Source organism: Kitasatospora sp. NPDC004615 (assembly GCF_042873545.1).
Lineage (GTDB): Bacteria > Actinomycetota > Actinomycetes > Streptomycetales > Streptomycetaceae > Kitasatospora.
Window position 1 is genome coordinate 1,217,062 of record NZ_JBIALQ010000001.1, and the last position, 18,273, is coordinate 1,235,334.

The 18,273-nt window shown below is 73.8% G+C and carries 14 protein-coding genes and 2 pseudogenes; 7 read left to right on the forward strand and 9 right to left on the reverse strand.

Going from position 1 to position 18,273, the window contains the following annotated elements:
- From ACFYS8_RS05495 to ACFYS8_RS05505, 3 genes are all read right to left on the reverse strand, one after another.
- A complete protein-coding gene (locus ACFYS8_RS05495) occupies positions 1 to 2,910 on the reverse strand; it encodes a BTAD domain-containing putative transcriptional regulator (RefSeq protein ID WP_387636081.1) in 2,910 nt (969 codons plus the stop codon).
- 172 nt (positions 2,911 to 3,082) lie between these two features.
- Positions 3,083 to 3,637 (reverse strand): hypothetical protein, encoded by a 555-nt coding sequence (locus ACFYS8_RS05500; RefSeq protein WP_387636084.1) that lies wholly within the window; start codon positions 3,635 to 3,637, stop codon positions 3,083 to 3,085.
- A 128-nt stretch (positions 3,638 to 3,765) separates the two neighbouring features.
- Complete coding sequence (locus tag ACFYS8_RS05505) at positions 3,766 to 5,073, reverse strand: BTAD domain-containing putative transcriptional regulator (RefSeq protein ID WP_387636087.1); 1,308 nt, start codon at positions 5,071 to 5,073, stop codon at positions 3,766 to 3,768.
- A gap of 157 nt (positions 5,074 to 5,230) precedes the next feature.
- On the opposite strand from ACFYS8_RS05505, the gene ACFYS8_RS05510 reads away from it, so the two are divergent.
- The 5 genes and pseudogenes from ACFYS8_RS05510 (at position 5,231) to ACFYS8_RS05530 (ending at position 7,928) form a co-directional block, all read left to right on the forward strand.
- Positions 5,231 to 5,836, forward strand: a complete 606-nt coding sequence (locus ACFYS8_RS05510; protein WP_387636089.1) for a VOC family protein — start codon at positions 5,231 to 5,233, stop codon at positions 5,834 to 5,836.
- Positions 5,837 to 5,870: 34 nt separating this feature from the next.
- Positions 5,871 to 6,317: pseudogene (locus tag ACFYS8_RS05515) on the forward strand (ATP-binding protein); the annotation flags it as partial.
- Positions 6,318 to 6,494: 177 nt separating this feature from the next.
- Positions 6,495 to 6,683, forward strand: a pseudogene (locus tag ACFYS8_RS05520) (helix-turn-helix transcriptional regulator); the annotation flags it as partial.
- A 28-nt stretch (positions 6,684 to 6,711) separates the two neighbouring features.
- Positions 6,712 to 7,752 (forward strand): alpha/beta fold hydrolase, encoded by a 1,041-nt coding sequence (locus ACFYS8_RS05525; RefSeq protein ID WP_387636091.1) that lies wholly within the window; start codon positions 6,712 to 6,714, stop codon positions 7,750 to 7,752.
- Entirely contained in the window at positions 7,749 to 7,928 is a 180-nt protein-coding gene (locus tag ACFYS8_RS05530; protein ID WP_387636093.1) for a hypothetical protein, read from the forward strand. Before ACFYS8_RS05525 ends, ACFYS8_RS05530 begins: the two co-directional genes overlap by 4 nt.
- A gap of 28 nt (positions 7,929 to 7,956) precedes the next feature.
- Here ACFYS8_RS05530 and ACFYS8_RS05535 read toward each other — a convergent pair whose 3' ends face one another.
- Together ACFYS8_RS05535 and ACFYS8_RS05540 are read right to left on the reverse strand one after the other, a co-directional pair.
- Positions 7,957 to 9,288 (reverse strand): alpha/beta fold hydrolase, encoded by a 1,332-nt coding sequence (locus tag ACFYS8_RS05535; protein ID WP_387636095.1) that lies wholly within the window; start codon positions 9,286 to 9,288, stop codon positions 7,957 to 7,959.
- Positions 9,289 to 9,345: 57 nt separating this feature from the next.
- Entirely contained in the window at positions 9,346 to 9,693 is a 348-nt protein-coding gene (locus ACFYS8_RS05540) for a hypothetical protein (RefSeq protein ID WP_387636098.1), read from the reverse strand.
- A 391-nt stretch (positions 9,694 to 10,084) separates the two neighbouring features.
- Here ACFYS8_RS05540 and ACFYS8_RS05545 point away from each other — a divergent pair, with 391 nt between their 5' ends.
- Complete coding sequence (locus tag ACFYS8_RS05545) at positions 10,085 to 10,330, forward strand: hypothetical protein (protein ID WP_387636101.1); 246 nt, start codon at positions 10,085 to 10,087, stop codon at positions 10,328 to 10,330.
- A gap of 84 nt (positions 10,331 to 10,414) precedes the next feature.
- Here ACFYS8_RS05545 and ACFYS8_RS05550 read toward each other — a convergent pair whose 3' ends face one another.
- The 3 genes from ACFYS8_RS05550 to ACFYS8_RS05560 all read right to left on the reverse strand — a co-directional run bounded on the left by ACFYS8_RS05550 (position 10,415) and on the right by ACFYS8_RS05560 (position 14,506).
- The gene (locus tag ACFYS8_RS05550; RefSeq protein WP_387636103.1) at positions 10,415 to 11,644 is read right to left on the reverse strand and encodes a biotin carboxylase; all 1,230 of its coding nucleotides are present in this window, start codon (positions 11,642 to 11,644) and stop codon (positions 10,415 to 10,417) included.
- 8 nt (positions 11,645 to 11,652) lie between these two features.
- Positions 11,653 to 12,810: a hypothetical protein gene (locus ACFYS8_RS05555; protein WP_387636105.1), complete on the reverse strand. Its 1,158-nt coding sequence runs from the start codon at positions 12,808 to 12,810 to the stop codon at positions 11,653 to 11,655.
- Between the two features lie 70 nt (positions 12,811 to 12,880).
- Positions 12,881 to 14,506 carry a tannase/feruloyl esterase family alpha/beta hydrolase gene (locus ACFYS8_RS05560; protein WP_387636108.1) on the reverse strand — a complete coding sequence of 542 codons (1,626 nt, stop codon included), beginning with the start codon at positions 14,504 to 14,506 and terminating at the stop codon, positions 12,881 to 12,883.
- Between the two features lie 181 nt (positions 14,507 to 14,687).
- Here ACFYS8_RS05560 and ACFYS8_RS05565 point away from each other — a divergent pair, with 181 nt between their 5' ends.
- The gene (locus ACFYS8_RS05565) at positions 14,688 to 15,506 is read left to right on the forward strand and encodes an alpha/beta fold hydrolase (RefSeq protein WP_387636111.1); all 819 of its coding nucleotides are present in this window, start codon (positions 14,688 to 14,690) and stop codon (positions 15,504 to 15,506) included.
- 7 nt (positions 15,507 to 15,513) lie between these two features.
- Here the strand turns inward: ACFYS8_RS05565 and ACFYS8_RS05570 are convergent, their stop codons facing one another.
- Positions 15,514 to 18,228: an ATP-binding protein gene (locus ACFYS8_RS05570; protein ID WP_387636114.1), complete on the reverse strand. Its 2,715-nt coding sequence runs from the start codon at positions 18,226 to 18,228 to the stop codon at positions 15,514 to 15,516.
- Positions 18,229 to 18,273: the final 45 nt, after the last annotated feature.

An 18,273-nucleotide genomic window follows, 5' to 3' on the forward strand; every position in this document is an offset into this window, starting at 1 on the left:
TCACGGCAAAAGGCCCAGCAGCTCCTCGACCTCCGCCGCGTCGCCCGCCAGCTCCAGCTGCCGGTAGTGGCCCAGCGCCTGCTGGAGGCAGATCCGGGCCCGGTCGGTGTGGCCCAGCCGGGTCAGTGCCTCGCCGAGGGCACGCAGCAGCCCGCCCTCCAGCAGGCCGCCAACCTGCCGGGCCTTCGGCAGTGCTTCCTCGGCGGCCCGGACGGTGGCCCGGTCGCGGCCGGCCGCCAGGTGGATGCGGGCGATCAGGCTGCCGGTGGCCGCCTCGAAGGCCAGCATGCCGAAGGAGCGGAAGCGCTCCACCACGTGTTCGGCCTGCTCCAGCGCGGGGCCGAGGTCGCCGCACAGGTGCAGTACCCGGGCCAGGTAGTACCGGCCGATGGACTCCGGGATCGAGACCTGGCGGCCGGTCAGTTCGACGCACCGTTCGGCGGCGGCGCGGGCCTGGTCGAGGCGTCCGCACTGGGCGTGGTTGAAGGCCAGTTCGCCGAGCACGAGCCCTTCCCCGCTCTCGTCGCCCTGCCGGTGGAAGAGCTCCGCCGCCTCCTCCAGGCAGAGCACCGCCTGCTCGAAGTCCCGCAGCGCACGGGCGTTCGCGCCGAGCAGTTTCAGCGTGTCGGCGCGCAGCCGCAGCTGGTCCGGGCCGTCGCACAACGCCAGGCAGCCGCTCAGTTCCTCGCCCGCCTCCGCGTAGGAGTTGGCGTGCCACAGCATGCCGCCGCGCACCGAGCGGGCCAGGGCCTCGGCGTCCCGTTCGCCGCGGGACATGGCGGCGGCGGCGACCTGCCCGGCCAGGTCGGCGACGGTGGTCACGTAGCCGCGGCCGAACAGGACCGAGCTCATCTTGTCCAGCAGGTCGACGGTCCGGTCCAGCGACAACCCGTCGTCGCGGCAGGCCCGTTGGATCACCGCGCGGTGCAGCGCGGTCCGCTCGCGCATCCAGGCGGTGGCCTCCTCGATGCTGGCGAAGCCGTGTCCGTCGGGGTCGCGGTGCGCCGCGTTCTCGGCGTTGCGGGCGCTCGCCACGCAGAAGTCGAGGAGCCGGGCGAACGCGGCCGTCACCGCCGCCGGGGTGTCCCCGTCGCGCTGCCGGGCGAACACCTTCAGCAGGTCGTGGAAGCCGTACCGGTCGGCGGCGGGCGACTGGAGCAGGTTGAGGTCGACCAGCGCGTCCAGCAGTTCCCGGGTCTCGGCGGGGCCGCGGTCGAGCAGCGCGGCGGCGTCCGCGGGGCCGAGGTCGGGGGCGTCGGGCAGGGCGAGCAGCCGCAGGGCGCGGGCCTGTTCCTCGGTGAGCCGGGCGTAGGAGAGGGCGAGGACGGGCTCCACCGCGGCCTGTTCGTGGGTGAGTTCGCCGAGCCGGGTGCGTTCGTCGGCGAGGTTCGCGGCCAGCCCGGCCAGCGACTGCGCGGGGTCGGCGGCCAGCCGGGAGCCGGCCACCCGGACCGCGAGCGGCAGGCATCCGCAGGCCGTGACGATCGCGGCCGCCGCCTCGGGTTCGGCGTCGATCCGGGCCCGGCCGACGACGGCGGCGAGCAGGTCGAGCGCCTCGTCCGCCGTCATCGCGTCGAGCGGCAGGTGGCGGGCGCCGGGAAGCGTGGTGAGCCAGCCGCGGCTGGTGACCAGCACCGCGCAGGTCCGGGAGCCCGGGAGCAGCGGGGCGACCTGTTCGGGGGTGGCGGCGTTGTCGAGCAGGACCAGCAGGCGACGGCCGGTGACGGTGGTGCGGAACAGCGCGGCGCGTTCGGCGAAGTCGGCGGGGATGTCGCGGTCCGCGACGCCCAGCGCGGTCAGGAAGCCCGCGAGCGCCTCGCCCGGGTCGAGCGGTACGGGCTGCGCGCCGCGCAGGTCCACGTGCAGCCGTCCGTCGGGGAAGCGCGCCCGCAGGATGTGTCCGACGTGGACGGCCAGGCTGGTCTTGCCGACGCCGCCGAGGCCGTTGATCGCCGAGATGACGACGGCGCCCGGGTCCGGGTGGGAGAGGGCGTCGGTCAGCCGGACGACGTCGGCCTGGCGGCCGGTGAAGTCCGGTAGCCGGGTGGGCAGTTGCTCGGGCACCACGGGCACCGGGCCGGTCGGCCGTTCGCCGGCGGTGGCGGCGGGGCGGGCGGCGGTGGCGAGGCCCGGGTCGGAGCGGAGGATGCGCCGGTGCAGCGCGTCCAGGTCCGCGCAGGTCAGCCCCTCGCCGAGGTAGAACCGCCGGGCGTCCTCGTACACCGCCCGGGCCTCCGCGGGCCGGCCCGACAGGTGGTACTCCAGCATCAACAGAGCTCGAAATCGCTCACGGAAGGGGTGGGCGAAGACCGCCTGGTCGAGCTCGACCAGGCAGGACGGGCCGCTCCCGAGTTCGACGTCCAGGCCGAGTTTGGTCTCCAGCGCGTCCAGCCGGCGCTCGGTCAGGTGGCGACGGAGTTCGGCGGCGTGCCGGCCGGGCAGTCCGGCCAGCGGCTCGCCCTCGTGCAGGGCCAGCGCGTCGGCCAGCAGGTCCCGCGCCCGGGGCCGCTCACCGGCGGCGAGCGCCTCGGCGGACCGGGTGACCAGGCGGTCGAAGGCGACGAAGTCCAGCGCCTCGGCGGGGACGTCGAGGCGGTAGCCGCCGTCGACGGTGACCAGCAGGTGCCCGACCGCGTGGTTGCGGAGCTCCCGGCGCACCCGGTAGGCGTGGGTGGCGAGCACGGACTTGGGGTTGCCCGGCGGGTTGTCCTCGTCGAAGATCCCGTCCCCGAGGCGACCGGTGGTCAGCACCCGCCCGGGCGCGGCGATCAGCATGGCGAGGAACGCCTGCTGCTGACGGCGGCCGAGCGCCAGGCCCTGCCCGCCCGCCCACCCGGCGAGCGGCCCGAGCAGCCGGAACCGGATCCCAGCCTCCCCGGCCCCGTCGGCGGCGATGGCGGCTGTCTCCATGTCAGGTCTCCCCGTGAGCTCGGTGCCCCCGTGCCGTCGCGGGCGCCGGACCAGCCGGACACCCACGACGGCACGGGGTGGTGCGTGGTGGTGCGTGGTTCTGCGTGGTGCGTGGTGGAACGCGGTGGTGCGTGGTGCGTGGAACGTGGTGGTGCGAAGTGACGGGCCCGGCTCAGCAGTTGGTCGGCACCGGCATCACGACGTACGGGCTCTCGACCGAGCTGGGCGCGTAGATCCCGCCGTGCGTCTGCCCGGGGACGTACGTCGTGCCGGGCTGGCGCTCGAAGACGGTGCGGTTGCAGGCGTCGGTGATCAGCAGGTCGCCGCTGCGCCAGAGCGTCACCCGGGCGTGCGGGTACCCGGCGGTGCCGCTCTCCCAGCACAGGCCGCCGTTCGCGTCGAGGACGACCAGGTTGCCGTCGGTGCGGATGACGGCCTTGGCGCCGCACCCGACGGTGCCGGTCGCCCAGGTCGGGTACTGGCGCGAGAAGTCGTTGTCCGGCGCGTAGTAGGCGACGAGGTTGCCGTCGGGCTGCATGACGAGCCGCGCCGTGCCGAACCCGCCCCGGTTGTCGATGTGCGCGCCGTTGTTCGTGAGCTGTTCGCCGTCCCAGATGGTGGCGGTCGGCTGGTCGTAGACGGCGTGGGCGGTGCCCTGGGCGGTCAGCACGCTCGCTGCCGCCAGTGCGACGGCGGCGAGGGTGGTTCGTACGGTGGTGCGGCTCAACGGTCCGGTCCTTTCGATGGTGCTGTCCACGACGGCCGGCCATGCCCGCAAGCTGCGTCTCCGGGCAGATGATCACGTCGCAATCGGATTCTGCGGCGCCCGGATTGACGCGCGATGAACGGTGGCGTTTACGCGTCGGCGGACGACCCGGACGGGAGCACCGCGGAGATCGGCCAGGCGGGACGGCGCACCAGCCGCTCGGCGGCGTCCCGCAGCGCGCGGGGCAGGTGGCCGCAGGCGGCGGCGAGCGCCCGGGCGGCGTCCGGTTCGCGGTCGGTCCGCTCCCGGCCGATCATTCGACCGAGCAGCTCCAGCGCCTCGTCCGGGGCCAGCGGCCCGACCTGGACCGCACTCGAACTCCCCTCCCCCGCCGTCCCGTTGACGACCACGACGGCGGCGCAGCCCGGCCCGGCGGGCAGCAGCGGCCGGACGTCCTCGACGCCCCCGGCGCCGTCCAGTACGACCAGGATCCGGCGGTCGGCGAGCAGCCGGAGGTACAGCGCGCGGCGCTCGGGGGCGCTCGCGGGCACCGCCTGTTCCTCGACGCCCAGTGCGCGCAGGAACGGCGCCAGGTACCCGGAGGCGTCGTCCGCGCCGTGCAGGTCGGCGTACAGCTGTCCGTCCGGGTGGTCGGGGCCCGCGAGGTGGGCGGCGCGGACCGCCAGCGCGCTCTTCCCGGCGCCGGGCGGGCCGGCGACGGTGACGAGCGGCGACCGCGTCCGCCCTGGCACGGCCAACAGCTCGCTGATCCTGGCGAGTTGAGCGATCCGGCCGGTGAAGTCGCCTGGATCGGGCGGCAGCTGGAAGGGCCGCAGCACCGACCGGGCGGCGCCCGCCCTGAGTTCGACCGGCCCCGCGCCCGGCCCCGCTTCCAACTCCCTGACCGGCAGGTCGAGTTCGCGCAGCGCCTCGTCCCGCCGCCCGGCCAGCATCCGGCGTTCGTGTTCGGCGAAGGGGCCGGGGACGCCGTCCAGGGCGGCCGGGCCCTGCCAGAGGTCGAGCGCGGCGGTCAGCAGCTCGCGGGCACGCTGCGGCTGCCAGTTCAGGCGGGCGGTGGCGGCGTCGGCGAGCGCGGAGAGGAAGACCGTCCGATCGATGCCGGCCGGGTCGACGTCCAGGCAGTACCCCTTGCCGACGTGCCGCAGGAGGTTCCCGTCGCCGCCCAGCGCGCTGCGCAGCCGGTACATGTTGCCCGGGAGCGCCCCGGCCCGGTCGGGCGCCTCGTCCCCCTCCTCGCCCCAGACCCCGTCGATGATCTCACCGACCGTCACCGGCCGGCCCGCCTGCGCGAGGAGCACGGCGAGCACCGCCCGGTCCCGGGCCCGATTGATGCGCAGCTCCTGGCCCGCGCGCCGGGCTGTCAGGGGGCCGAGGGTGGTGAAGTGGAGCTCCAGCGCGTCCTCCCCGAGACGATCGTCATGTTGACGTTCCGTCATGTTATCGCTCTCCGTCACGCCACCCCCGGGCCCGGGTGCGGGCACTGGCCCGGGTACCGGCCAGGGTTCTCCACGGGCTCGACCGGCCCGCGTTCCCGGGATCGTGAGCGGTGGAGGCCGAAGGGCGGCTTCCCGCACCAGCAGAGGGAGCTGACGAATGATGGAGTTCAAGATCGAGGTTCTGGTCCTCCCGGTCTCGGACGTGGACCGGGCCAAGGACTTCTACTCCCGGATCGGGTTCCGCGAGGACGTCGACTACTCCGGCCCCGGCGGCTTCCGGGTCGTCCACTTCACCCCGCCCGGCTCGGCCGCCTCGCTGATCATCGGCAGCGGCGTGACCGACGCGGCGCCGGGCTCCGAGCGCGGCGTGCACCTGATCGTGGACGACGTGGTCGCGGCCCGCGCCGAACTGGTGGCGGCCGGGGTCGAGGTCAGCGAGGTCTTCCACGACGCGGGCGGCGTCTTCCACCACGCGGGCACCGCCGGCCGGGTGGCCGGCCCGCACCCGGAGCGGCGCTCGTACGGCTCGTTCGCCTCGTTCACCGACCCGGACGGCAACGTCTTCGTCCTGCAGGAGGTCACCGTCCGTGGCCCGGGCCGGATCAGCCACGTGGTCCACCGCGATGCCGCCGAACTCGAGTCGGCGCTGCGCGACGCGGCCGCCGCCCACGGCAAGTACGAGGAGGCACTCGGCCACCACGACGCCGACTGGCCCGCCTGGTACGCCGCCCACATGGCCCGCGCGGCCGGTCTCGACAGCTGAAACGGCTGAAACGGCTGAAACGGAGGAATCAGGCATGACCGGGTACGGCGAGCAGGCCGAACTCACGGCGTTCGTGACATCCGCGTCCGGCGGTGCCCTCGTGCTGCGCGGGGAGGCGGGGTCCGGCCGCAGCACGCTGCTGCACCACGCCGCCGCGCTGGCCGAGCAGCAGGGCCGGGCCGTGGTCCGGGCGGCGGGCGCCGAGGTGGAGTCCGCGCTGCCCTGGGCGGGCCTGCACCAGCTGCTCCACCCGCTGCTCGGCCACCTCGCCCGTCTGGACGACCGGACCCGGGCGGTGTTCGAGTCCGCCTTCGGCGGCCTGCGGAGCTGCTCGCCGCCGGTCATGCCGATGGGCATCGCCGTCCTCCGGCTGCTGGAGCTCGCCACCGAGCAGCGGCCACTGCTGCTGGTCCTCGACGACGGGCAGTGGCTGGACGAGGCCAGCGCCGACGTCTGCGGCTTCGTCGGCCGCCGACTGGCCGGCCGGCCGGTGCAGCTGCTGGTCGCGGTCCGCACTGACCTCCCGTCGCGCTTCGACGCCGCCGCCCTGCCCGAACTCCCGGTCGCCTCCGGCCCCGACGAAACCGCGCTGCTCCGGCCGGCCCCGGACGAACTGCACGCCGCCCGGGCCGCCCGCCGCGCCTGCGCCCCCGAGCCGGGTGCGCTGACCTGGCAGGAACGCCGGGTCGCCGACCTGGCGGCGGGCGGCCTGACGAACAAGCAGATCGGCGTGCGGATGCACCTGTCGCCGCGCACCGTCAGCTCGCACCTCTACCGCGTCTTCCCCAAGCTGGGCGTCACCAGCAGGGCGGCGCTGCGCGACGCGCTGAGCCGCGCCGCCGGATGACGTTCTCCCCCCTCGGAAAGGACCGAACATGATCAGCAGGCGTACCTTCACCACCGCGGTCGGCCTCGGCCTCGGCGCCACCGCCCTCACGGGCACCGCGTCCGCCGCCGCACCCACCCCGACCGTCCCGGACATCGCCCCCGGCACCCACACCGCCTTCACCGACCTGAAGCGCGTCCAGGCCGGCGTGCTCGACATCGGTTACGCCGAACTCGGCCCCAAGCACGGCCCGGTGGCCGTCCTGCTGCACGGCTGGCCGTACGACATCCACAGCTACGTCGACGTGGCCCCGCTGCTCGCGGACGCCGGCTACCGGGTGATCGTGCCGTACCTGCGCGGCCACGGCACCACCACGTTCCTGTCGCCGACCACGCCCCGCAACGCCCAGCAGTCCGCGATCGCGCTGGACATCCTCGCCCTGATGGACGCCCTGAAGATCCGGCGGGCGACGCTGGCCGGCTTCGACTGGGGCTCGCGGACCGCCGACATCATCGCGGCCCTCTGGCCGGAGCGGGTCCGGGCCCTGGTGTCGGTCAGCGGCTACCTGATCACCAACCTCGCGGCGCAGCGCACCCCGCTGCCGCCGAAGGCCGAACACACCTGGTGGTACCAGTACTACTTCGCCACCGACCGCGGCCGCCTCGCCATGGAGACCAAGCAGAACCGGCACGACCTGTGCCGCCTGGTCTGGGACGAGGTCTCCCCCACCTGGGACTTCGACGACGCCACCTTCGAACGCACGGCCGCCGCCTTCGAGAACCCCGACTACGCCGCCATCGTGATCCACAACTACCGCTGGCGCCTGGGCCTGGCCGACGGCGAACGCCGGTACGACCAGTACGAACAACTGCTCGCCGCCCGGCCCACCATCCCCGTACCGACCATCACCCTCGACCCCGCCCTCGACCCGTTCCTCCCCTCCACCGACGGCGCCGCCTACCGGCAGCTCTTCACCGGCCCCTACGACCACCGCGTCCTCCCGGGCATCGGCCACAACGCACCCCAGGAGGCCCCGACCGCATTCGCCCGGGCAGTCCAGGACGCCGACCGGTTGGCGGCCCACAAGTGACCGGCCCCGAGCACGTCGCCGAGGCCCGCCGCACCCGCTTCGGCACCCTCCCCCAGCGAATCCCCTTCGCGGACATGGTCGAGGAACGCCCGGAGATAGCTACCGATCCGGCCGCCTTCGACCCCGACAGCCAGGCAATCCGGTTCTCCTGCCTGGCTGCCGATCTGGGCCTCTGACCACCCCGGCCGAAGCGGGGACGCCGTCCTACCTCAGCGACCTGAAGGCGGTGCGGAGTTCCTCGGCCAGCAGCTGCGGCTGCTCCCAGGCGGCGAAGTGGCCGCCCCGGTCGACCTCGTTCCAGTGGATGATGTTGCCGAAGGTCCGCTCGCCCCAGCTGCGCGGCGCGGGGTAGATCTCGGACGGGAAGACCGTCACCGCGACCGGCAGCTTCGGAATGGACACCGCGTTGAACGGTCCGCCGCCCGCCTGGGCGCCCTCCCAGTACAGCCGGGACGACGACGCGCCGGTGCCGGTCAGCCAGTACATCGAGATCGCGTCGAGCATCTCGTCGTACGTCAGCACCTTCTCCGGCTCGCCACCGGAGTCCGTCCACTCCGCGAACTTGTCGTAGTAGTACGACGCCATGCTGACCGGGGAGTCGGTGAGCGAGTAGGCGATCGTCTGCGGGGTCTGGTTCATCATCGCCGCGTAGCCGAAACCGTCGCGGTAGAAGTGCAGCAGCCGGTCGTACGCCCGCTTCTCCTCGGCCGACAGGTTCGTGGGGGCCGGGTCGAAGTTGCGCACCCGGCGCAGGATGTCGTCCGGCACCGTCCCCGGCATGTTGACGTGGATGCCGAGCAGCCCCTTCGGCTGCTGGACGGCGAGCACCTCGGAGAGGAGCGCGCCGTGGTCGCCGCCCTGCGAGACGTACTCCGGGTACCCGAGGCGCAGCATCAGCTCGTGGAAGGCGTGCGCGATGCGGGTGAAGTTCCACCCCGGCCCGGTCGGTTTGCCCGAGAAGCCGTAGCCGGGAAGGGTCGGCAGGACCAGGTGGAAGGCGTCCTCGGCGCGCCCGCCGTACGCCGTGGGATTGACCAACGGGTCGATGACCTTCAGCAGTTCGACGATCGAACCGGGCCAGCCGTGCGTCATCAGCATCGGCATCGCGCCCGCGTGCGGGGAGCGGATGTGCGCGAACTGGATGTCCAGCCCGTCGATCTCGACGATGTACTGCGGCAGGTCGTTGAGGCGCCGCTCCAGCGTCCGCCAGTCGTACCCGCTGCCCCAGTACTCCATCAGCGGCCGCATCTTCGCCAGTTGCGCACCCTGGGTGCGGTTGTCGACGGTCTCACGGTCCGGCCACCGGGTCGCCCGGATCCGCCGCCGCAACTCATTGAGGTCCGCCTGCGGAACCTTGATCCGGAACGGACGGATACCCGCCCCCGGTCGCGGCGCCTCCCCGGCGCCCGTCGATCCCGCCGCCCGCCCGGTGACCGCCTGCGCCGGAGCGGACAGGGCAACCTGGCCGGCAACGACCCCGGCCGCCGCCAGACCGAGGAAACGGCGTCGGCCGGTGGTGTTTTCGTGCGCTGCCATCGAGGCCTCCTTGCATGAGAAAGAGATGTGAGGTGTTCCGCCCGCGACCGGACGGAATCAGGCCGGGACCACCCGGTAGCTCAGCGCCGGCCACGGCAGGTCGAACTGGGCCAGCGAGCCGGTGGCCCACGGGTGGTCGCCGGTGCAGCCCGCGCCGGAGTACACCACCACGGACGCGGCCCCGGAGGCGACCTGCACCGACCGCGCGGCCACCGACAACGTGTGGCAGGTGCCGAAGTCGTCGAGATCGACGACGGTCACCGCGCCGCTCCCGCCGCTGCCCGAGTAGAGGTGGGCACCCGGCTGCAACGGGGGCCAGCCGGCGGCCTGCGCCGATCCGGCATCGAGGCCGATCACGGCCGCGACGAGAGCCGCCGCGACGGCCGAGGCCTTGGGAGTGAACATATGAACCACCTTCCGTTCGTGGGACGTTGTTGCTGTGGGGATCAGGCCCGGTTCTCCGCCTGGAACATCCAGCTCTGCTTCTCCAGTTCGGCGATCTCAGTTCGGCGATCAGCCACCAGCGCCGGATCGAGCAGGTCGACCAGCGGACAGACATGGCGTGTCCCTTCGGAGCGGGCGTGCCCTGTCCATCATTGGCGCCGAACCGCCTTTCGAAATCGGTCATTTGACCGCACATCCGCTTCCCCCAGTCCGGCCCCGGGTGCGCGGCGCATTCAGTCAAATCACGGCCGCCGGCAACGGAGGTATTCACCGGAGTCGATCCGACCTGGCGGGGCCTCGGGGATCGGGGCCGGAACGATGCGAGCCCCTCGCGGGGGCGGGCGCGCGGGCCGTGCTGCTAGCCCTGCCCGAGGTGTTCCCGTGGAGCAGGCACCTGTCAGCCGAGGAGGTACGCGAGTTCGTTGTGGACCTCGTCAACGCGACGCGTGATGCCGTCGAACTGGATGTCCACTCCAACCTCCACCGCGTCATAGTCGAATGGCGCGCCACCGCCAGGATCCTGGCGGACCCCGACCTCACTGCTCAGCTGACCCGGGCCCTCCCCGACGAGGACCACGGCGAGGTACCTGCCCCGTGAGCCCCAAGCGCGGCGATGACGTTCCGCCTCCACCCACGACGACGAGTGGCGCCAACCTCGCGCGTCACCGCACCCTGGTCCGATTCAGGCGATCTCGTACATCCCGGCGCCGTCGAGGTACCGCACCGTGTTGAGGTCGCGCTGGAGTACGGCGTCCACCGGGTGCTCCAGCGTGAGGGTGGCCGGGTAGCCCCGGTCGTAGGTGGTCGGGGTGATCGGGTCACCGGGTTCGAGCAGCACGGTGAGGTCGCGGAAGCTCTCCAGCTCGCGGATCCGGTCGAGGGCCCGGTAGCGGACCAGTCGCCCGGCTGCGGGGGCAACCAGCGCGGCCCAGGCGAAGGCGTGGGGCCGCCGGTACGCCCGGCCGGTCCGGGTGCGGAAGCGGTCGGGGCGGGCGTAGGCGTCGACGATCCATTCCAGTTGGCCCTCGCCCAGCAACCGGTCGGTGTAGTACGGGAGTCCGGACATCCGGGCGCCCGCCTCGATCAGCCGCGGGCCGTCCGGCGTCAGCTTGATCTCCAGGTGGGCGGCGCCGTGCCGGATGCCGAGCGCGTCCAGCACCTGGCGTCCGTACGCGGCGAGTTCGGGCACCGGCGGTTCGTCGGAGCGCAGCAGCACCTGGGCGACGACCAGGTCGCAGACTCCGTTGGCGGTGATCCGCTCGGTGCGCCAGGCGTCGGTCAGGTGGTGAACGCCCCTGCTGCTGACGGTGTTCAGGATGTACTCGGTGCCGACCAGGTACTCCTGGGCCACGACTTGCTCGATCGGCTCGCCGTGGATCGTCCCGCTGCCGCGGAGCCGGCGCAGCGCCACGACCGATTCGTCCGGCGAGTCGCAGAACGACACGCCGTCGCCCCAGTAGCTGCGCAGCGGTTTGACCACCGCCACCCCGCCCAACTGCGCGTGCCAGGTCCGGAGTTCACTCTCGTCCCCGGTGCGGAGCTGCCGCATCGCGGGGACGCCCCGGGCCCTGAGTGTCTCGATCTGCACATACTTGTCCCGGCGCGCGGCGCTCAACTCGGTGCCGTTGGTGGGCAGTCCGAGCTTCTCGGAGAGCGCGTCGGCGAGTTCCACCCCGGTCTCGCGTCCGGGCAGCACCGCGACGACCCCCTCCAGCCGCGCGGCCAAGGCGTCCAATTCACCGTCGTGGACCAGCACTTGAGCAAACCGCGCCGCATCCACCGGCTCGACACCGAACGGCAGCCCGGGCGTGCTCTGCACCTGGACGACCTCGCCGCCGACCGCCGCGAAGGCGTCGATGTGGCCGTAGGCCGGCCCGAACGCGTCGACGACTGCCACACGGAACGCGGACATTCTGCCCCCTACTGGTTGGCCGGAGCCGATGCGGACGAAAGGACTTCCCGGCGGAGTTCGAGCAGCCGGTGGACGGCGTTCGTGAGGACGTCGCGCACGCTGAACCCGGAGGTGCCGGGGTGCTCGGCGTTCAGAATCCCCCGCTCGCCGGCCTGCGCGCCGATCTCCCTGCGGGTCAGCCCGGTCCGGTCCGGGAACGCCTCCGGCAGCATGCGCCGGGTGATGCCGAGGTGCACCATGCGGAAGTCGACGAACCTGTCGATCAGTTGGACCAGCCGTTCGGCCCCGGCACCGTCGAGCACCAGCCTGCCGTCCCGCACCGACTGCCACACGTTCATGCCCAGGCTGGAGGCGCTGCGCCACTGGGCGACGACCGGCCGCGACCAGGTCGGGAAGTAGGACATCGCCAGGTCCAGGTAGCTGCCGTACTCGGTGGTCGGCGGCAGCAGGGCCAGTTCGAGCAGCTGCACGCTGGGCATGAACGCCCCGCTCGCGCCGCGCGGACCGCCGGGGTGGCCCATGTGGAAGTGCCGGAACCGGCCGAACGCCTCCCCGGACAGCCGGCGGTAGCTCGCCATGTGCGAGGTGAACTCCGCGACGCAGCGGGCGGCGTCGTCCAGCACCGCCACCGGTTTCACGGCGTCCGGCGCGGTGATCAGCGTGCGAAGCCCGTACGCGGCGGACCTGATCCACGGCTCGGACAGGTGGTGGCCGAGGTAGAAGTCCCGTTCCAGGGTGCCGAGTTGGCCGGGCGAGAACACCCGGATGTCACCGCAGCGCCGGTACTCCTCGCAGTTCACGTCGATCAGCAGCTCGTAGCTCAGGTGCGGATCCAGCGAGCGGAACCGCGCGCTCTGCGCGGAGATCAGCTCCGTCAACTCGCGGGGCGCGGCCAGCGGCCCGGCGGGGGCGAACCCGCCCAGCATGAACAGCAGGTCGAGCTGCGTGACGCGAGCGGCGCGCGGGTCGTCACCGACCACTCCGACTCCCGAAACCAACTCCCGCTGCTTGAAAGCTAGTTGCCGGTACGTCAGCCCGCCACGCCCGACCTCGGCCAGGTCCCCCGGAAGGTCGTGCAGAACGTAGTCGCGAAACGGCGACGGGGACGGAACCAACGCACGAGGCGCGGATTCCACGGAACCGTTGAAGAGATCGTTGCTGTCCACTTCCACTCCTTGTCCGCAACCGAAGCGACCGAGGACGGGGGGCGGATCGGCGACCCGCCCCCCGTTCACGTCAGGGCCTGACGCAGCGGAAGCTGCTCGCGGCGTTCGGGTCGCCGAAGGCGTAGCGGGAGACCATCGGGTACCGGCACACGTCCCGGGTGACGTTCCGCCCGTCGGCGGTGGGCAGGGTGGCGTGCAGCACGCCGGGGGCCTGCCCGCGCTCGACCCAGGCGGTCAGCGCGGCCATGTCGTCGGCGCCGTTCAGGGCGCAGTGCCCGACGCCGGGGGCCAGGAAGACCCGGTAGAAGTTGTCGACCTTCGCGCTGCCGCCCATCCGGTCCTCGACGCGCTTGCGGTAGTCGACCGTGCCCGCGGTGGGGATCACCGGGTCGGCGTCGCCGTGCCAGCTGAGCAGCTTGCCGCCGGCGTCGCGGAACGCGGACAGGTCCGCGTCGCGGGTCCCGATGGCCGGGTCGAACTCGGCGCGCGCCTTGCGGAAGATCTCCTCGAACTGCGGGTACGTCAGGTTCGCCGAGCTGAACCCGGGCTGCTTCTGCACGAAGTTGGCGACCCACTCGGCGGGGACGATGAACGGCGCGCCGGTGGTGACGCCGTCCGTGGTGGTGCTGGCGGCGAGGGGGCCGAAGTCGGCGCCGATCGGCAGCCCGTACCAGAGCCGCTTGCCGCGGCTGTCGCGCGGGCCGTCCCAGATCTTGCGGACCACCTCGGCGTCGGCGGCGCTGATCGTGTACTCCTTGCCCTCGCACACCACCTTCATGCCGATCAGGCGGCGCGGGTCGAAGTCGCAGCGGTTCGGGTCGCTGATCAGCCCGTCCGCGATGCCGTCGAGCTTGTCGCAGGCCTTCAGCGCGGCCTGGTTGAACGCGTTGAACTCGCAGGCGGTCGGGTAGGTGTGCTGCTCGTTCATCACGACCTGCGGCCACAGCGTGGCCACCTCGAACTGGTTCCAGTTGATGGCGGGGGACGCCGCGTTGATGCCGTCGAAGTCGGTCGGGTACTTCTGCGCCTCCATGTAGCCCTGGCGGCCGCCGGTGGAGCAGCCGTTGAAGTAGGAGCGGAAAGCGGTGTGGCCGTAGACGCCGTCGACGACCTGCTTGCCGACGAGCGCCATCTCGTGGACGGAGCGCGAGGCGAAGTTCTCCAGCAGCGCGGCGTTGATCCGGCCCTGCCCGTCCAGCGCCCAACTGCTGTCCAGGCCACTGGTGTCCACGCCCGCGTCGGTGGTGGCGGCGGCGTAGCCCTGCTTGACGGCCGCGGCCACCGAGCCGATGTTCCCGGCGGCGTACGCGGCGCCGCCGGCCGCCTGGAAGCGACCGTTCCAGCCGGACTCCGGCAGCCAGATCTGCACCTTGGCACGGTCGTTGGCGCCCGGGTGGGTCAGCGTGACGGTCACCTCGCAGTGCGCCGGCACGTCGGGGACCACGCCGCCACCCAGCGGCGGACTGCCGGGCACCTGGAACGCGCCCGCCGGCACGGCCGTCGCCGTCACCGACTCCACCGAGGCGCCCTCCGGCGCCGAGGGCTGGAACGGGGTACAGGCGAACGGTACGGAACCGGAGGCGGTCAGCGTCGCGCCGCCCGCCTGGCCGGCCGAGGCGCTCGCCGGTGCGTTGACGGCCGCGGCCGCCGCCAGCGAGAATCCTGCCGCCGCGAGCCTCAGAAGCCGTCGATTCATGTGTCTCTCCTCGAATTTCGGGAATCGCGCGACCACTGTCGCCGCCCCGCCGACTGGAACACATCAGTCATCCGACGCTCTGTGGCCATGCAGTCATCCAACCGATGCGGACGCCCGCCGCGCGGGAGACAGTGAACGCCCAAGCCCCCGAAGACCGAAGACCGAAGCCAGGAGCGTCGCCATGTCGATCACCCAGAACGGCCGCGGACGGCGGCTCGCCGCGGCCCTCGCCGCAGCCGCGGGCATCCTCGCCCTCACCGGCGCGACAGCCGGCCCCGCGGCGGCCGACCGCGGACCGAAGCCGACCGTCGTCCTGGAGCACGGCGCGTTCGCCGACGCGTCCAGCTGGAACGGCGTCATCGCCCGCCTGCGCCACGACGGTTACCCGGTCGTCGCCGCCGCGAACCCGCTGCGCGGCCCGGCCTCCGACGCCGCCGCGCTGCGCAGCGTCATCGACCACATCGACGGCCCCGTCGTGCTGGTCGGCCACTCCTACGGCGGCTCGGTCATCAGCGCCGCCGCCGTCGGCGAACCGCGCGTCAAGGCACTGGTCTACGTCGCCGCGTTCCTGCCCGCACCGGGCGAGTCCGCGCTGCAACTGACCGGACAGTTCCCCGGATCCACCCTGGCCGGCGCCCTCGACCCGGTGCCGTACGCGCTCCCCGACGGCAGCACCGGCACCGACCTGTACATCCAACAGGGCAAGTTCCGCGCGCAGTTCGCCGCCGACGTCCCCGCCGAGAAGGCCGCACTGGCGGCCGCCACCCAGCGCCCGATCGCCCAGGCCGCGCTGACCGAACCGGCCACCGCCGCCGCCTGGCAGACCGTCCCCAGCTGGGACATCGTCACCACCCAGGACCTGAACATCCCGGCCGCCGCCCAGCGCTTCATGGCCGAACGCGCCCACGCCCGCACCACCGAGGTCGCCGCGTCCCACTCCGTCGCGGTCTCCCACCCCGACCTGGTGGCCGGCGTCATCGAAAAGGCGGCCATGAGCTGACACTCAGTCAACTCGAAGCCAACGCCCCCTCGATCTCCCGCCGGTTGGTGATCCCCAGCTTGCCGAACACCTTCCGCAGGTGCCACTCCACCGTCCGCGGGCTGAGGAACAGCTGCGCGCCGATCTCCGCATTCGGGTGCCCGGCGGCGGCGAGGCGGGCGATCTGCGCCTCCTGCGGCGTCAGTTCCGGCCCGCCGACGGCCCGCTTGCGCACCGTCTCACCGGTGGCGAGCAGCTCGCGCCGGGCCCGTTCGGCGAACGCCTCCTGGCCCATCCGCGCGAACTCCTCGTACGCGGCGCGCAGTTCGTCGCGGGCCAGGGCCCGCCGGTTCTGGCGGCGCAGCCATTCGCCGAACAGTAGCCGGGCCCGGGCCTCGAGCACGCCGAGCCCGCCCGCCCCGAAGTGCCCGACGGCCTCCCGGTAGCGGTCCTCGGCCTGCTCGGGCGGCCCGGCCAGCGCCTCGGCGACCGCCCGCGCGCCGAGCGCCCACGGCGTACCGGCCCGACCCCAATCGGCCAGCCGCTCCCGCGCCCCGGCCGCCGCGGCCGGGTCCCCGGCCCGGACGGCCGCCTCGACGAGTTCGCCGCACGTCCACTGGTGCACCGCGAGATCCCGGTACTCCGCGCCCCGCAGCGCCGCCTCCAGCGCCAACGGGTAGTTGCCGAGGCCGTTGTGGAGCACCGCCCGCGCCCACGCCGCGGTCGCGGTGAGCCGGCCGAGGCCGCACCGCTCGCCCTCCCGTTCGGCCGCCCCGATCGCGGCCAGGGCCGGCCGTTCCCGGCCCTGGTACGCGCCGATGCCGGCCGTCGTGGCCAGGCGCATCGCCAGGCCGGCGCCGTTCTCGACGGCGGTCGCCCCGGCCAGCAGTTCGCGGGTCTCGGCGAGCCGCCCGGCGAAGCCCAGCGCGGCCGCCCGGTGCGGCAGCGCCGTCGAGAGGATCGACAGCGCGCCCGTCGTCCGGGCGGAGCGGACCGCCCGCTCGGTGACGTCCAGCCAGGCCGCGAGGTCGCCCAGCTCGGCGGCGGCGTTCGCGGCCGCCCACAGCAGCGCCGGGTCGTCGATGTCGGGGACGGCGCGCAGCGCCCGCGCCAGCAGCGGGTGCGCGGCGGCGGGCCCGTCCGTGGTCCACGCGGCGAGGGCGCGCAGCAGGACGCCCGCCGGCTCGTCGCCGGGCGGCAGCGCGCGGGCCGCCCCGGCGACCTGCCGCAGTGCCCCGTCGTCGTGCCGGCCGGCCCAGATCGCGGCGCCGAACGCCATCAGGGCGGTCTCCCGCGCGGCGGCCGGGTCGAGCGCGCCGAGCCGGTCCGCCGCGTCCAGCAGCGGCCGCACCACGCCGAGTTCCGGGCCGGCCAGGGCCGCCACCCTGGCCCGCAGCCGGTGCACGTGGGCCTGCTGGAGCGGGTCCAGCGCGCCGAGTTCGGCTGCGGCGAGCAGGTCGGGCACCCGGGCCGTCAGCCCGGCCGCGAGGTACGCGTCCGCGGCGGCCAGCGCGCGCCGCGCCCGTCCCTTCGGGTCAGGGGTGAGCGCGGCGGCCCGTTCCAGGAAGGACGCGGCGGCGGCCCGCCCGCCGCGGGCCAGCGCCCGGTCGGCGGAGCACTCCAGCTCGACGGCGACCTCCTCGTCCGGCCCGAGCGCGGCGTGCGCCCGGTGCCAGGCCCGCCGGTCGGGGTCGCGCCCGCCATCGGTGGCCTCGGCCAGCGCCTGGTGCGCGGCCCGCAACGCGGTCGCGTCCGCGCCCCGCCAGACGGCGGAGCGCACCAGCGGGTGCCGGAACCGCACCGCGGCCCCCACCGTGATCAGCTCCCCGGCCGGCGCCGCCGCCTCCGGCCCGACGCCAAGGAACCGCAGCGCGTCCCACAGCAGCGGCCCGTCGCCGACCGGTTCGACCGCCGCGACCAGCAGCAGCGCCCGGGTGTCGGCCGGCAGCGCCTGCACGCGGCGCCGGAAGCCGTCCTCGACCCGGGTCGCCAGCGGCCCGGCCCCGGGCCCGCCGAAGCCGAACGCCAGCTCCGCGGGCGACAGGCCCCGGGGCAACTCCAGCAGCGCCAGCGGGTTTCCGCCGGTCTCGGCGACGATCCGGTCCCGCACCCGGGCGTCGACCGGCCCGGGCAGCACGCTGTCGAGCAGCGCCCGGGCCTCGGCGTCGCCCAGCCCGCGCAGCGCGAGGTCCGGCAGCCCGGCGAAGCCCTCGTCGCCCGCCCCGTCCACGGCCCGCTCGGCGAACACCAGCGCCACCGACTCGGCGTCCAGCCGCCGCCCGACGAACGTCAGGATCCGCTGCGACATCAGATCCAGCCACTGCGCGTCGTCGACCAGGCACACCAGCGGCGCATCGGCCGCCGCCTCCGCGAACAGCCCCAGCACCGCCATCCCGACCAGCAGCATCTCGGGCGCCGCCCCGCCGCTCAGCCCGAACGCCACCCGCAGCGCGTCCCGCTGCACCTCGGGCAGCCGCTCCAGCCGGTCCAGCAGCGGCGCGCACAGCCGCTGCAACGCCGAGTACGCGAACTCCGCCTCGGCCTCCACCCCCGCCACCCGCACCACCTGCGACTGCCCGGCCAGCCCCGCCAGTTGATCCAGCAGCGCCGACTTCCCGACCCCCGCCTCCCCCCGCACCACCAACACCCGGCTGCGCCCGCCGCGCACCTCGCGCAGCAGCCGCTCCAACTCCCCCGACTCCCGCTCCCGCCCGAGCAGTTGACGCTTCGCCTGGTCCGCCATGGTCCCCTCCGGTGTGAATCCCCTCCCGGAGGAGCCATGACCATC

What these genes read in the sequence shown, in the direction of transcription:
- ACFYS8_RS05495 (WP_387636081.1), bottom strand. Translation starts at nt 2,910, where the DNA reads ATGGAGACAGCCGCCATCGCCGCCGACGGGGCCGGGGAGGCTGGGATC.
- ACFYS8_RS05505 (WP_387636087.1), bottom strand. Translation starts at nt 5,073, where the DNA reads ATGACGGAACGTCAACATGACGATCGTCTCGGGGAGGACGCGCTGGAG.
- ACFYS8_RS05510 (WP_387636089.1), top strand. Translation starts at nt 5,231, where the DNA reads ATGATGGAGTTCAAGATCGAGGTTCTGGTCCTCCCGGTCTCGGACGTG.
- ACFYS8_RS05525 (WP_387636091.1), top strand. Translation starts at nt 6,712, where the DNA reads ATGATCAGCAGGCGTACCTTCACCACCGCGGTCGGCCTCGGCCTCGGC.
- ACFYS8_RS05535 (WP_387636095.1), bottom strand. Translation starts at nt 9,288, where the DNA reads ATGGCAGCGCACGAAAACACCACCGGCCGACGCCGTTTCCTCGGTCTG.
- ACFYS8_RS05540 (WP_387636098.1), bottom strand. Translation starts at nt 9,693, where the DNA reads ATGTTCACTCCCAAGGCCTCGGCCGTCGCGGCGGCTCTCGTCGCGGCC.
- ACFYS8_RS05550 (WP_387636103.1), bottom strand. Translation starts at nt 11,644, where the DNA reads ATGTCCGCGTTCCGTGTGGCAGTCGTCGACGCGTTCGGGCCGGCCTAC.
- ACFYS8_RS05560 (WP_387636108.1), bottom strand. Translation starts at nt 14,506, where the DNA reads ATGAATCGACGGCTTCTGAGGCTCGCGGCGGCAGGATTCTCGCTGGCG.
- ACFYS8_RS05565 (WP_387636111.1), top strand. Translation starts at nt 14,688, where the DNA reads ATGTCGATCACCCAGAACGGCCGCGGACGGCGGCTCGCCGCGGCCCTC.
- ACFYS8_RS05570 (WP_387636114.1), bottom strand. Translation starts at nt 18,228, where the DNA reads ATGGCGGACCAGGCGAAGCGTCAACTGCTCGGGCGGGAGCGGGAGTCG.